This is a genomic window from Paraburkholderia dioscoreae, from assembly GCF_902459535.1.
Lineage (GTDB): Bacteria > Pseudomonadota > Gammaproteobacteria > Burkholderiales > Burkholderiaceae > Paraburkholderia > Paraburkholderia dioscoreae.
In genome coordinates, this window is record NZ_LR699554.1 from 1 (window position 1) to 13,403 (window position 13,403).

Here is a 13,403-nt window from a genome sequence, read left to right on the forward strand (position 1 = left end):
AGCGCTCGCCGGGCGGCGTGTCCCGGTAACGCTCGAAGAAACGCGCATGCGACGCTTCATCGATCGAAACGGGATGCGAGGTGACACCGGCCGGATGCTTCTCGAGTTGAGCGCGTGTGCGAATCGGCCGACGCTGGAAATTGCCGCCGCAATTCGGACACACGTTGCGCAGCCTGGTGAGCGCGCACACTTCACAGAAGGTGCACTCGTACGTGCAGATCATGGCGTCGGATGCGTTTGGCGGCAGTGACTTGCCGCATCCTTCGCAGGACGGTCTCAGTTCAAGCATGGTGGCTCCGCGTTTTCAGGGAAGCGAGGTGCGCAACCGCCTCTCGCCTGTCGGCCAGTGTAAGTGGCGTCGGCTGCCCGGAATTGACAGCGAGACGTCAATTCCTGCCAACGCGGCGCACGCCTATTCCACCGTCACGTCAGCACTGTCCATAACACGAGCGTGAGCGCAAGGCCGACGACGGACACGATCGTCTGCAAAACCGACCAGACCATCACCGTCTGTTTCAATTGCAAACCGAAATACTCGCGGACCATCCAGAAACCGGCGTCGTTCACGTGGCAGAAGAACACGGAGCCCGCGCCGATGGCGAGCGCCATCAGCGAATTGTGCGTCGTGCTGAGACCCGCGACGACCGGCGCGACGATACCCGCCGTAGTGGTGGTGGCAACCGTCGCCGAACCCGTCGCCTGACGCAGCGCGACCGCGATCAGCCAGGCCAGCAGAATCAGCGGCATGTGCGCGCCGACCGCGACCTTGCCGATCGTCGTGCTGATGCCGGCTACCACCAGCGCCTGCTTGAGGCCGCCGCCGGCGCCGATGGTCAGCAGCAGCGCAGCGATCGGCGGCAGGCTCTTGCGCAGAATGCCGCCCACGCGCTCGCGCGCCATGCCCCGTGACCAACCCAATGCCACCACCGCGAACAGCACGGTGAGGCCGAGCGCAACCAGCGGCTCACCCAGGAAATTCAGCGTGTTGAACAGAAACGTTTCGGGCTGAAGCAGCAGCTTGGCGACCGTGCGCCCCAGCATCAACACAACGGGCAAAAGGATCGTGATGAGGGAGATCGCGAAACCCGGCGGCTCGCCGGTGTCTTGCTTTGCGCTGAAGAGCTTGCCCATTTCCTCCGGCTCGACCACGTGCATGCGCCTGGACAACCAGATGCCGTAGAGCGGTCCCGCGAGAATCACCGCGGGAATCGCGACGATCAGACCGAGCCCGAGCGTCAGGCCGAGATCGGCGTGCAGCGCGCTCACCGCGATCAGCGGACCCGGGTGCGGCGGCAGAAGCGCGTGCAGCGTGGTCATGCCGGCCAGCGCCGGAATCGCGATACGCAGGATCGGTTGCTGCGAACGGCGCGCCATCACGAAGATGATCGGCACCATCATCACGAGGCCAACTTCGAAAAAGAGCGGCAAGCCGATGATCAGTGCGACCACCGCCATCATCCACGGCAGCGTGCGCGGCGTGGAGTGCTTGAGAATGGTCGAGACCAGCCGGTCGGCGGCGCCGGATTCGGCCATGAGCGCACCGAGCATGGCGCCGAGCGCAATGATGATGCCGACGTCGCCGAGCAGCGCGCCCGCTCCTTTACTGAATGCACTGGCAACGGCTTCGAGCGGCAGGCCCGCCGAAAAACCCGCTGCGAACGTGCCGACCAGAATCGACAGGAACGGCGCGAGCTTCAGCGCGCTGATGAAAACGATGATCAGTACGAGCCCGAGCGCGCACGAGAGAATCAGTTGGGTGTCGTGGGATGACCACGGCGCGAGTGTTGTTGTCAAATGCACGGTGTCCCTTTTGGTCGAGAGAGTGACGCATCCGCGGGCCGCCCGCGGATGACGAATTGTAGCGGCGGGCGGCGATTCGACGCAGAAGGCGCCAGATCGGGAGCCCTACGAGCTTCGCTAGCTCGCGTGATTTGCTTATGTGAATTTATCGGTTCGTCCAGGCTTGCAGACGAATTATTGTCGGGGCCAATCGGTCCGTTTTGCGTCCGTCTTTTTAACGAACATTTTTATGTCACGTCATCCGCTGCTCACGCGCCGCGCGTTCATTGCAGGTGTGGGCGCCACGCTCGCCGCCGCCACGTTGCCCGTCGTCTCCACGTCCGTTTTTGCCGCCGATGCGCACGCGAGGGAATTTCGCATCGGCTACCAGAAGGCAGCCAATACGCTCGTGTTGCTGAAGTCGCACGGCACGCTCGAAAAACGGCTCGCGCCACTCGGCATCACCGTCAAATGGACCGAGTTTCCCGCGGGGCCGCAGTTGCTCGAAGGATTGAATGTCGGCGCCATCGACTTCGGCTACGTTGGGGAAGCACCGCCCGTGTTCGCGCAAGCCGCCGGCGCAAACTTCGTCTACGTCGCCTATGAAATCCCGACGCCGCATGCCGAAGGGATCCTGGTGCATCAGGACGCACCGATCAAAACGCTGGCCGATCTGAAGGGCAAGAAAATCGCCTTCAACAAAGGCTCGGATGTTCACTGGTTTCTGGTCGCCGCCCTGCAGAAGAGCGGCGTGAAGTACAGCGAGATTCAGCCTGTCTACCTGGCGCCCGCCGATGCCCGCGCGGCCTTCGAGCGCGGCGCGATCGATGCGTGGGCGATCTGGGATCCTTTCCTCGAAGCGGCGAAGCGGCAGTCGAATGCGCGCTTGCTCGCGGATGGCGAAGGCATCGTGAGCCATCATCAGTTCTTCCTCAGTGCCCGGTCGTTCGCTCAACAGAACGCCGATGTGCTCGCGATCACGATGGACGAAGTCGGCAAAGAAGGAGCGTGGGTGCGGGGGCATTACAGCGAAGCGGCCGCACAGCTCGCGCCCATTCAAGGGCTCGACGCAGGCGTGATCGAAGCGGGCTTGCGACACTATGCGCACATCTACAAACCCGTCGATGCGAGTGTGCTCGCGGAACAACAGCATATCGCCGACACGTTCGCCGAATTGCACATTATCCCTACGCGGATCGTGACTAAAGATGCGGCGTTGCCTGCGAGCAAGGTCTAGTCCGCTGGCCTGACATACAGTCTCTATTTGCTCGCGCTGTGTCGCCATTCAAGCGCAATCAGGCGCATTCAGTCGAATAGCGCGGCGACTTTTTCGGGGGGGCGGCCGATCACGGCCCGCCCGTTTCGCACGACGATTGGCCGTTGCAGAAGGATGGGATGTTTCGCCAATGCTTCGTATAACTGAGTGTCAGTCAGCGTGGCATCGGAGAGCTGGAGTTCTTTGTACTCGGCTTCCGTGTCGCGGATCATTTCGCGGACTGCGCAGCCTAGCTGCGCGTTGAGTTGCTTGAGCTGATCGACCGTGAGTGGATGCTTGAGGTATTCGATGATTTCCGTTGCTTCGTTTGCGCTGTTGTAGGTGTCGGCGATTAGTTCGCATGCGGCGCGTGATTTTGAGCAACGGGGGTTGTGGTAGATCGTGATCATGGTTTCGGGTGATGGTGAATGGGGTTGCGGACTGCGCATGCGCAACGGGAGGTTGGGTGGTTTATGTGAGGATTTTACCGGTTGGGAGGTGCGCCGCCGCGGCAGCTCTATATGTTTGTGGACGCAAGGGTTTGTGGAGATACCTAGTCCGAAGGGGCCCGGACACTTTGGCGGCGCTGCGCGAGGGATTGGATGATAGGTTAAGAATGTGGTTTGCCGTTTTTGAATATTTCCCAATTTATTGCGTGTATTTGAAATGACACTCGGTGTGGCGGGTGGATGAGGCATCTAGGCCATACAGAGACCACACGGGTTGCCCATGCGAGAAAGCTGTCTCGCAACCTCGCACTAAATAGAGCGCCATTCCGTGCGAGGTTTTTTCGGCGGCCCATGTCGCAGCGTGGACCGGGCGTCGTTGACTACTGAACGAGGAATCCTATTTGTGGCGGAAAGGGTTTGCGCTTTATGCGCATAAAGCGTGGAGGCTAGCGCGCCCGCCGCCTCCTCCGAGCCGCCGCCGTTCGCGTATTTCGCGCTATGCGAGACGCCTTCATAAAGGACGGACCGATACTCTCGGCTCTCGACCAGCTTGCCGATGCGTCAAGGGGTGGCCCCCAACCTCCCTTAGCTAAGTAACGGCCACCGCGGATCCTCCCGGTGGCGACTTTATGCGCATAAATCTTGGACCAACACCAGCACGTCCACCGCGCCCTCCGCACTAGGGCATATCGCCAGACTCGGGGGAGCGCGCGCTGATAAAGACAATCACGCGGGCGCAGGCCCCAACTCGTCCGATTCAGCACAGCGCGGGCAAAACCGCCCGAACCTTCCAAACAACACTCGATGGACTATCAGCCTAGGGCCGCTTGCCGTCTACAGACGCCGCATCGACCAGACCGGGCATCGAAGTATCAGAAGAGCGGCTCTCCCTCGACTGGCCAACGACCACGTCGCTGCGTCCGAGCGTTTATGCGCATAAACCTATCCCGAATGGCTAATCATTCTCGCGTTTACACAAAAACGATTGAAATACAAAATCATCCAGGTAAAATCCATCTGCGTCTAAAAAGAGGAGGTGAAGTTTGGCAGCAGAAATCATCGCGGTAACTCAGCAGAAGGGCGGGGTCGGGAAGAGCACCATCGCGATGCACCTCGGCGCTGCGTTTCATGAGAAAGGCAAGCGCGTCCTCGTTGTAGACGCAGATGGTCAAAACACACTGATCCATTGGGCCAGTGCGTCATCAGACGGCGATACGGGTATCCCCTTTCCGGTCGTCAATCTTTCCGAAGCCGGTAGCCAGATCCACCGCGAGATCAAGAAGTTCGTGGCCGACTATGACATCATCGTCGTCGACTGCCCGCCCTCTATCACTGAGAAAGTCTCAGGCGTGGTCCTGCTCGCTGCCAGCGTCGCCGTGATCCCGACATCGTCATCGCCTGCCGACTATTGGTCGAGTATCGGGTTGGTGAAACTTGTCCAGCAGGCGCAGCTCATGAACGAGGATCTGCGCGCGGTCTTCCTCCTCAATAAAACCGAAGAAAAACGGATGCTGACGCGCGAACTGAAACGCGCGTTGGAAGAGCTCGGGTTCCCGTTGCTCAAGACACAGATCCCGACTCGCGAGGCCTATAAGCAGGCTATGGCGTTAGGGCAAACAGTGCTCCAGATGAATGATCGCGGCGCCAAGCTTGCCGCCATTGAAGTACGAGCGTGTGCGAATGAGATCGCCGCCTTGCTCCCGTGAAATTTATGCGCATAAAGGACCATGAATGAAACCCTCCCAATTCGCCAAAGGCTTTCAAGCACGTCCTGATTCGACCAGCAGCGAAAAGCGGACCGCTCTCGATCGCCTGAACGCAATCGACGGTATCGTCAAGAACGACCCCAGGAATAGCGAGGCGGCGGGGCGCATCATCGCGCCCGGCACGCCGTCGCAGAACGTCGCCGAAGTCGATGCCGTTGATGCAGCCAATGAATCAGCGGCCTACCGCACATGGCGGCTCGAGCACGGCTACCGGCCTGGTCAGGTCATCGAGCTGGCGCTCAAAACGATCAAGCCGAGCCCGTTCAACCCGCGGCATTTCTATCTGAAGTCGTCGATTGCCGAACTCGCGGTCAACCTGGCTAAGCAGGGGCAGCAGCAGGCAATTCACGTTATTCCTGATTACGACAACCCCGGCAGCTACTTCGTCAGCGATGGCGGACGGCGCGTGCGAGCACTGAAAGAAGCGAACAAGGAATCGGTGAAGGCCATCGTCATCGATCTGCCGATCGGTATTCAGAGCTACAAGCTTGGTTACGACCTCAACGTCCAACGTGATTCACAGACCGTCTTCGACAACGCGGTCGTATGGAGACGCTTTCTCGACGACCGGCACTTCCAGAGCCAGAAAGAACTCGCCGAACACCTCGGGCTGGACGAGTCGACCGTTGCAGTCGCCTTGTCAATTTCCAAATTGCCCGAGGTCGTCATGCATGAGATGGTCGCGAGACCCGATCGCTTCGGCTCCAACATGGCCTATCAGGTCGGTCGTTACCACACTGCCCGCGGCGCCGATGCGACGCTGCGTCTGATCAACAAGATCCTCTCGGACGATCTGAGCACCCGGCAGGTTGCTGACATCGTTAAGGGAAGGGCAAGCGGCCAGGAAAGCGCCAAACCGGCGGGACGGCAACGCTACGCGCAGCGTCTGGAAATCAAACTCGACGGGGTGTCGGTAGGCGATCTTAAGTCGTACGGAGACGATCGAATCGAACTGCGTCTGAAGGGCCTCACGCGTGAAAAGCGCGACGACATCCTTCGACAGATTGAAAAGATGCTGAAGTAAGAAGGGCTTGTCCAGAGGTGGGCAGCGCTGCGGTCAACCGCGGCGCCCCATCCGATCATTACGCCGCGCGCGACTGGCTCAGCGTGAAGGCAAGCAGGTCACCGTCGGTTGGCTCACCCCAGGTCTTGCGAGCCAGCCAATCGAAGAATGCCGTTTCAACGATCTTCGAATCCAGCCCACGACGACGCCAGTCGTCGCGCATGTGCGTGCCGAGTCCGGGCAGTTCATCTTCTTCAAATGACTGCCGCGCGATCTCCCGCTCGGACTCACCCTGCTCGTCGTACAGCTCGCGCGCTTCCTTGCGGCGATATGCCGAGTACTCGCCAAGCAGCCGGGCCTTGAGATCGTCCGCCGGCGCAGCCATCGCAGCCTTGCCGCCACCGCTCGACGGCAGTGCTTCGACAGGCGGCGCATAACCCTTCTTCAAGGCGTCCTTGAACAGCGCTGGCGCGCTGCGCACCGGCGGCAACGACGTGCTGCGCATGCGTTGTTCAGTCATCTGAAGCGCGGCGCGAATGCGATTTTCTTCGCTATCGGCGTACAGCGTTTGTGCTTCTTTCAGCGGAATGCCGATCTTCACCATCCGGTCGACCAGCGTGCTGTCGAACACGTTTGGATGTTCGTCGAGTGCAAGCATAGGCTGCTTGCGCTCGGTCACGCGGAACTGGATCTCGGCCACGCGGCGTCCTTCCCGGTGCTCGATCAGTTCGACGAAGATGTTGGTGACCGCGTTGACCTCGGCGATGGCCGGGCGCAGGTAATCACGCTTGAAGTACTTGTACTCGCGCTTCGCCTCATCGCCCGCTTCCGTGTCTGGCGTGCCGGAAAGGATAGGGCGCCACCATTCCCACGTTTCCCGCATCGTCAGATGGCTCGGGTTGGTCAGGTAGCGCACGCAAATCTCGTAAAGCGCGAGACCCGCGCTACTGCGAAGTTGGCTTTGGAACTGGAGACTCAGACGCGCGTACTGAACCGGGTCGAGCAGCTTCTTCTTGATCTTGGGCGCAAACGAGAATTCCACCCAGACGCGGCGGGTGGTGGGATCTTCGAGAATTTCGGCGTCGGCGATCAGCGTGGAAATGCCCCATTTCCGACCTGGTTTCTGACTGGACGTCCCGGTGCTCCATTCCACCTGCACTGAAACCATGCGCCGCAAGTGCTCCTTGACGAGCGCGGTATCGTTGGAATCAAACGCGGAGTTCGCGACGATGTCGGACAGCAAGGCCCGATACGTGTCACCGGATTCGTCCGCTTGCTGGGCGACGGCGAGGAGCACGTTGAACAGCTTGCGGGTAAGGAGCGTGATTTTGCCGCTTTTCGGCTGAATCGCGATCGCCTCGACGGCTTTGCGCAATTCGGCCGAGCTCGGGCTGACTACATCGGTCTTCTTCGCGCGCTTCGTGGCCATGCGTCTGGTCGAGGAGGGATTTGGCGAGAGCATACCGGCTGCGGTGATACGCGTCTATAGCGCACATCTCACCGTTCGCGGTGAAGTGAGTTTACGAGCAGCAACTCACCTCCAGCAACTCCCGAAAACCCTCACCTCAGCCGTTTCGCCCTAGGTTCGGCCGGTCCTTGCAGGTCGCGGGCCTGGCAAATTCGAACCATTTCCGCTGCGCGGACCAACGCACGTGGTCCGATCCCGAATCTTCTCACCTCAAAAAATTTTCATGGATTTTTGACGAGGTGCGCACGCAGACCTGAAGCATTCGCGAGCCGGCCAAGTCGTGAAGAAGGTTCGGGCAATCACGGTCCCGTAGCAGAGGCGCGTGGCAGTACAAATGTGGAGGCCGACGAGTGTGCTGTCGAATGCGCATCGCCGAAGCCAGCCACACTTCAAATGCGTGCCCGGCGCAGCCAAACGGCCGCGACCACAGCCACAAGCCTCCACAGCGTTCATCGGACCGGCCCGTATGCCACCCACGCGCGTTCATGCCATATAGCCCCTCAGGCCAGTTCTCCACAGGCGTCGCAAGCTTTCCAATAATGCGCCGAGCCAGGATCGCCAGTACTGGCCTTTCACGCGAGCCGCCAGCTGTAACTCGTGCAAACGGCTATGGACAAAACTTGAGGGGGGTGCCCGACCCGCGGTTTGCGCGCCTCTTCCCTATGCCCCCGAAAAAGCTCACCTTAACGTTGCCGGAGAGCTCGGAATGACGCGGCCTCCCGACCTGTTGAGCCCAGAAAGCAGCGAAAAACTATCCCGAAAAACCTCACCATTGACCACTCCAGGAGCTCTCGCTCATCCTGAAAGAGCGCCCCCGAAAACCCTCACCTTTGCGAATCACCGAGCCAATACTCAACAATTTCAATGACTTACACTTCAAGCTATGGCAACACCGTCTACGAGCGCTCCCGTAAAATCTCACCTTAGAGCTAATTTAGGTGGATTCCAGCATGACTGATCGCGGCCGCCACGGCCCCGAAAATCCTCACCGTTCAAATTCCCCGACTGTTAGCCGAAAACGCCCTCAACAACGTCTACAGGGCTTTTCAGCGATGTGGAAGCCATTTTCCCTCCTGTATTTCCTCACCTTATGGATCGGTCGGCACAGAAACGACTCCTGAAAAGTCTCACCTTTGTGGCGAACGACGCATATTTCACAGACGGCTCACCGCACAAAACCCTACCTCCCGAATTTCCTCACCTTCGTCATACAGAGGATCGACGGCCTCACAGCGTCGATGCTTCGCATCGCGCCGAAACACCTCCTCACTCCCGAAAACCCTCACCTCAGATATGTGGACGCACAGAAATGAGGCAAAAACGCCCCTCGTGCCCCGTAAACCCTCACCTCCGGTTCGCGTTTTCTCCCGACTTGACTCACCAATGGGGTTAACCGGCTCAAAATAAGGTCCAAATTGGCCACGGCAGAGCATCCCGAAGGCACTCACCTTAGCCTTGGCCAGACTGCAAACCGACTTTTGAGCGCTGCCGGGTAATCTGTGGCGTTCAGCTCCCGCAAAATCTCACCTTTGGTCATACTGCACTTTTAGGGTCCCTCCTGAACCCCCTCACGTTCTGTCCCGCACCGGCTCACCGAGTCCCCCGAACCTCATCACCCGACATTCCCGCAAGACCTCACCACATCTCCCGCAAAGCCTCACCTTGTCGGGCTGAAACCCCTGCCAGATAAGGCTTTGCCGTGGCGTTAACGTTTTTAACATGGGTTCAAAGGTGTTTACTTTTATTACTCTCTAGACTTTCCCCGTGCGTCCTTCGGACAAAGCCTCCTCGAACCATGTTGGCATAACGACACGGTCGTGAAACAGTATGCAATCGCTGTAAAACCTTTAAAAGCTCTTTCTTTACAAGACCTTATTAGCTATTCTTCGTTTTGTTTCACGGAAAAATCCGGCCGGTACGAATCCATCGACCCAACCACGCACCCAAGTAACGCCTTTTTGCTAATCCACGTTCCTTAACGACAAATACGTAGCAAAAAATACGTAAATTGTTATGATCTATCCAATTCGAGCGACGTCGAGGGACATATGAATCTGGATCAGGAACGGCAAGCCATTCGGAATGAGCTTGAAACGCTTCGAGCTAACGGGGCTCGGCGGCAAGATCTTTCGCTCCACGCATGCAAGCGACTTTTTTTTGATCTAGGCATCCGGCCATCTATGGCCACCGTTCGCGATCTCACGCAAACCGGCAGTGCGAGCGACATCCCCAAAGACATCGATCACTTCTGGGAACGCATCCGGGATGTGTCGCGCATGAAAGTTGGTGCCGGCGCTATCCCAAAGGCACTTGAAGAGCGTGCCGGCGAACTGCTCGGCGCACTTTTTGAAGAGGCCGTCACACACGCACGTGCGACGCTCGATGACGAGCGCGAGGAAATGCATACGCAGATCGCCGCCGCCGACCAGCGCGCCCGAGATGCGGAAATTCGCCAGCAAGCATCGGAAGACGCGATCAAGCGCAGCGAACTGCGAGCGGAGGCGGGCTGGGAACGCGTTCGCGCGCTGGAAGCAGAATTGTCGAGCGCGACCACGCACGGTAATACTCACCAGGAAGGGCTGCAGGCAACAGTGCGCCGTCTCGATCAGGAAAACGAGGCGCTTCGGCAACGCCTTGACACCGAATTTGCGACCAATGCGACGTTACGGGACCGGATCGACGCGTTGCACGTCGAATTGCGCCAAAGCACCGAGCACTATGCGCAACAGATTAAAGACGCAATTGCCGAAGCCGAGCGCCGCGTCAAACCGATGTTGGTCGAACTCGATTCTTTGCGCAGCATGGCGGCGACCTATCAGTCCGGCCTACGCGACGCAAGCCGCAAAGAGTTTGAGTTTATTCAGCAAATCGCCGCGGCCAAGGCGCGCGGCGACCGACTCGACGCCCAACTGCGCGAGCAATCCGACGAATTGGATGCGTTGACGAAAGAAGTCGCCGTCCTGCGCAGCCAGCAGGGCGTCGATCCTGCAATTGCCACCCTGCTCTGTTCGCTGGTCGAAGCCGGCCGGCTGACAGAACACGAATTGAAAGCGATCGGCACCGCCGTGGATGGCCACGTGGCCTTACCGCTACGGTGCCCAAAATGTGAGGAAGGTGAGCCGGAACTGTCGCAAGTGGATCACCGCTTCGAGCTGCAATGTCCGGAGTGCGATCACTCGTCAGGTCTCGGTGAGTCAAGGCTGGAGGCGGTTAGCCGGTTTCAGTCGAGCAGTTCGGTTGCGGCATCGGCATGAGGTTTGGCGCGTTGCGATAACGGACAAAGTGGCAAAGGTGAGGAAATTCGGGACCAGAAAGGTGAGGAAATTCAGGACTCGCTGGCTCCCCTTTTCCTCGTCGAACGCCCGTCGCGCCTAGGCGCGGGCAATGGCGGAATAGCCGGATCCGGCACGTCCGCGGCAGGGGAATCCTGCTGATCCGTCCAGTTTTGCCACGCGCGATACAAACGGTTGGCCGACACCGCCTGCACAAATCCCAGCCATTGCCCGACCAGTTCCGCCTCGACCCCGCTCTCGAACAGATCCGCGGCAAACGTGTTGCGCAATGTTTGCGGACTGGCTCGCGACGTCCGCGACGCGGCGATTCCCGCTCCGCCGATCAATGCATCGACGGCGCGCAGCATGGTGGCTTTATGCATCGGGCGTCCGGAGGGGGATGCGGGGAAAACCAGATTCCCGGCTAATTCCGCAAGCTGTCTCTCGGCGAGCCAGGCGTCCAGAATGGCTGCGGCGAACGGCGCAAGACGGGTACGCCGTGTGAGCATCGGATTAGCCGCCTCGATCGTCACCCAGGGTGAGCCGGCATTCACGCAACTAACCGAAAGCGCGGCGGCTTCACCGGTTTTCAATCCACCGCCTAAAAACACCGCAATCAACGCACGGTCGCGCCGCTCCCGCCAACGCTGAGCCGCTGACAGATCCGCTAACGGCGAAAACAGATGCGCGGTCAGCGCAGTTCGTTCGGCATGACTGAGAAAGCCGGTCGGCTCGTTATCACGCGCGTTGCGCCAGGCTGCCTCGCCGTCCTGAGCAATGAAACGCGCTGGATTGGTCGAAGCAGATTCGATTTCGCGCACGTGATCGAGCACTCGCTCGATTAGCCGTAAATACCGCATGCGCTGGGTTTTCCGGACATCGAGCCCGGCAACGAATTCGGCGATCGTGCGAGCGTCGACCGTGACCAGACTCTTCTGGCGCATGCCCAACCAGTCGAGAAAGAGCCCCCACTGTGCCTGGTAGACTTCAGCGGAAGAACGCCGGAAATGCTGTTTCGCAAGCCATGCGTCGAAAGCGATTTGTGGGTCGCGACGCCAGTCCTCACGCTGTTGATCGAAGAGGTCCGTGGATGGCGCCGGGCGCGGGACCGGGTCGGTCAGATTAGGGGGTGACATGGACTCACAGTTCCGTTAGTTGCACCTATTGTAGGTGGCAACCGCTCGAAACGCAGCCTTCAGTCACCCCACGCGCGTGCGCGTTTGAGAGGAGCATTCTGCGACGAAGGGGGGACAGCACGGCGTGCCGCCTCTTCATAGGCGCTGACCGCAAACGCGAAAACCGCCGGCAACGCCGTGGAGGTGCCGAAGTCCACGGCCTCGTCCGTTTCCGGATACGGCAGATCGGACGGCCGTTGAAAGAGTCCCAGCATCAGCGCGTCGTGCCGGCTGGCGAAGCCGAGATCTGCAAGCGCCTCGGCTTCGACGGCGTGCAGCAAACGCCATGTGAGCGGCACTTCCTGCACGATATAGCGCGCAGCGATATTGCGCACGATGCGTTCGAGATCACGCGCCGCGGTTTGATAGCGCAGCGCGGCCAGAGCGTGGTCGGTCGAGTCGGTTATCAGGTCGTTCATGATCGGCTCCAGTCGATACCCTGTACTGTACAAATATACAGTATTCGGCGCAACCTCGTCCGAAGCGCCGATTCCGCCAACCGCTAGCCACGGTGCGCCGAAATGTCAGCCATGAATCACCACTAGTAGCGCTTTCGCCTCGCCCTTGCCGGCGTTGCGGATCGCGTGCGGCTCGTCAGCGACATAACGCGCGGTGTCCGCCGCCTTGAGCCGTTTTGTCGTGCCGGCTGCCTCGATTTCGATCGATCCGTGCAACACGGTCAGATGCTCGCGCGTGCCGGGTTCGTGGGCGTTCGACGCCAACACTCCGCCCGGCTGCAGCGTCAATTCATACCACTCGAACTTGCCGGCCAGTTCGATCGGCCCCCACACACGTAACTGATACCTGGCGTCGTGCCCGCTCAAAGTGGGAATCTCGTGCGGACCGGAGACGGCGATCGCTTCCGGCGTCTTCTGTGGCGCGAACAGCGAATCGAGACTGACACCGAGCGCATTAGTCAGACGCCAGGCGACCGCAATGGTTGGATTGGCCTTGTCGCGTTCGATTTCCGAGAGCATCGATTTGGACACACCGGCCGCGCGCGACAGGTCGTCGAGCGTCATGCGCCGTTCCGCGCGCAAGCGCTGAATCTGCTCGCCGACGCGCGGCGGCGCCGCAACTGCCGGCACCGATGTTGCGCCCGAAGTAGGTGCCGCGTTGGCCGCGGCGCGGCGGATACCCGAACTTGCCATTTCCTGACCCATCGTTTAGAGTTGTTCGACATACCGGATTTTAGTTCGGAAAAACGAAAATATCCGATAAAACTGACAGCCGACT

11 protein-coding genes are annotated in these 13,403 nt (G+C 59.7%); 4 read left to right on the forward strand and 7 right to left on the reverse strand.

Annotated features, from left to right (window positions below; all coding sequences use genetic code 11):
* Both PDMSB3_RS20310 and PDMSB3_RS20315 read right to left on the reverse strand, forming a co-directional pair.
* Positions 1 to 289, reverse strand: a 289-nt coding sequence (locus tag PDMSB3_RS20310) for a DUF1272 domain-containing protein (RefSeq protein WP_007178640.1), incomplete at its 3' end; no start/stop codon positions are given.
* 134 nt (positions 290 to 423) lie between these two features.
* Positions 424 to 1,800, reverse strand: a complete 1,377-nt coding sequence (locus tag PDMSB3_RS20315; RefSeq protein WP_007178641.1) for a GntT/GntP/DsdX family permease — start codon at positions 1,798 to 1,800, stop codon at positions 424 to 426.
* 229 nt (positions 1,801 to 2,029) lie between these two features.
* Here PDMSB3_RS20315 and PDMSB3_RS20320 point away from each other — a divergent pair, with 229 nt between their 5' ends.
* On the forward strand, positions 2,030 to 3,016 hold the full coding sequence (locus PDMSB3_RS20320) for a sulfonate ABC transporter substrate-binding protein (RefSeq protein ID WP_007178642.1): 987 nt from the start codon (positions 2,030 to 2,032) through the stop codon (positions 3,014 to 3,016).
* Between the two features lie 68 nt (positions 3,017 to 3,084).
* Here the strand turns inward: PDMSB3_RS20320 and arsC are convergent, their stop codons facing one another.
* Positions 3,085 to 3,444, reverse strand: a complete 360-nt coding sequence (gene arsC / locus PDMSB3_RS20325) for an arsenate reductase (glutaredoxin) (protein ID WP_007178643.1) — start codon at positions 3,442 to 3,444, stop codon at positions 3,085 to 3,087.
* A 1,082-nt stretch (positions 3,445 to 4,526) separates the two neighbouring features.
* On the opposite strand from arsC, the gene parA reads away from it, so the two are divergent.
* On the forward strand, positions 4,527 to 5,189 hold the full coding sequence (parA, locus tag PDMSB3_RS20330; protein WP_007178644.1) for a ParA family partition ATPase: 663 nt from the start codon (positions 4,527 to 4,529) through the stop codon (positions 5,187 to 5,189).
* Positions 5,190 to 5,214: 25 nt separating this feature from the next.
* Entirely contained in the window at positions 5,215 to 6,273 is a 1,059-nt protein-coding gene (locus PDMSB3_RS20335; RefSeq protein ID WP_007178645.1) for a ParB/RepB/Spo0J family partition protein, read from the forward strand.
* A 58-nt stretch (positions 6,274 to 6,331) separates the two neighbouring features.
* Here the strand turns inward: PDMSB3_RS20335 and PDMSB3_RS20340 are convergent, their stop codons facing one another.
* Positions 6,332 to 7,681 carry a replication initiation protein gene (locus PDMSB3_RS20340; RefSeq protein ID WP_007178646.1) on the reverse strand — a complete coding sequence of 450 codons (1,350 nt, stop codon included), beginning with the start codon at positions 7,679 to 7,681 and terminating at the stop codon, positions 6,332 to 6,334.
* Positions 7,682 to 9,768: 2,087 nt separating this feature from the next.
* Between PDMSB3_RS20340 and PDMSB3_RS20345 the strand changes: the two genes are divergently transcribed.
* Entirely contained in the window at positions 9,769 to 10,974 is a 1,206-nt protein-coding gene (locus PDMSB3_RS20345; protein ID WP_165187529.1) for a DNA-binding protein, read from the forward strand.
* A 71-nt stretch (positions 10,975 to 11,045) separates the two neighbouring features.
* Here the strand turns inward: PDMSB3_RS20345 and PDMSB3_RS20350 are convergent, their stop codons facing one another.
* The 3 genes from PDMSB3_RS20350 to PDMSB3_RS20360 form a co-directional block, all read right to left on the reverse strand.
* Complete coding sequence (locus PDMSB3_RS20350) at positions 11,046 to 12,128, reverse strand: tyrosine-type recombinase/integrase (protein WP_007178648.1); 1,083 nt, start codon at positions 12,126 to 12,128, stop codon at positions 11,046 to 11,048.
* Between the two features lie 59 nt (positions 12,129 to 12,187).
* Positions 12,188 to 12,586, reverse strand: a complete 399-nt coding sequence (locus tag PDMSB3_RS20355; RefSeq protein WP_165187531.1) for a DUF2471 domain-containing protein — start codon at positions 12,584 to 12,586, stop codon at positions 12,188 to 12,190.
* 105 nt (positions 12,587 to 12,691) lie between these two features.
* A complete protein-coding gene (locus PDMSB3_RS20360; protein WP_007178650.1) occupies positions 12,692 to 13,330 on the reverse strand; it encodes a helix-turn-helix domain-containing protein in 639 nt (212 codons plus the stop codon).
* Between the last annotated feature and the right edge of the window lie 73 nt (positions 13,331 to 13,403).

Excerpts from the sequence above, each read along its gene's own strand:
- PDMSB3_RS20320 (WP_007178642.1), top strand. The coding sequence starts at position 2,030 with ATGTCACGTCATCCGCTGCTCACGCGCCGCGCGTTCATTGCAGGTGTG.
- arsC (WP_007178643.1), bottom strand. The coding sequence starts at position 3,444 with ATGATCACGATCTACCACAACCCCCGTTGCTCAAAATCACGCGCCGCA.
- PDMSB3_RS20335 (WP_007178645.1), top strand. The coding sequence starts at position 5,215 with ATGAAACCCTCCCAATTCGCCAAAGGCTTTCAAGCACGTCCTGATTCG.
- PDMSB3_RS20340 (WP_007178646.1), bottom strand. The coding sequence starts at position 7,681 with ATGGCCACGAAGCGCGCGAAGAAGACCGATGTAGTCAGCCCGAGCTCG.
- PDMSB3_RS20345 (WP_165187529.1), top strand. The coding sequence starts at position 9,769 with ATGAATCTGGATCAGGAACGGCAAGCCATTCGGAATGAGCTTGAAACG.
- PDMSB3_RS20350 (WP_007178648.1), bottom strand. The coding sequence starts at position 12,128 with ATGTCACCCCCTAATCTGACCGACCCGGTCCCGCGCCCGGCGCCATCC.
- PDMSB3_RS20355 (WP_165187531.1), bottom strand. The coding sequence starts at position 12,586 with ATGAACGACCTGATAACCGACTCGACCGACCACGCTCTGGCCGCGCTG.
- PDMSB3_RS20360 (WP_007178650.1), bottom strand. The coding sequence starts at position 13,330 with ATGGGTCAGGAAATGGCAAGTTCGGGTATCCGCCGCGCCGCGGCCAAC.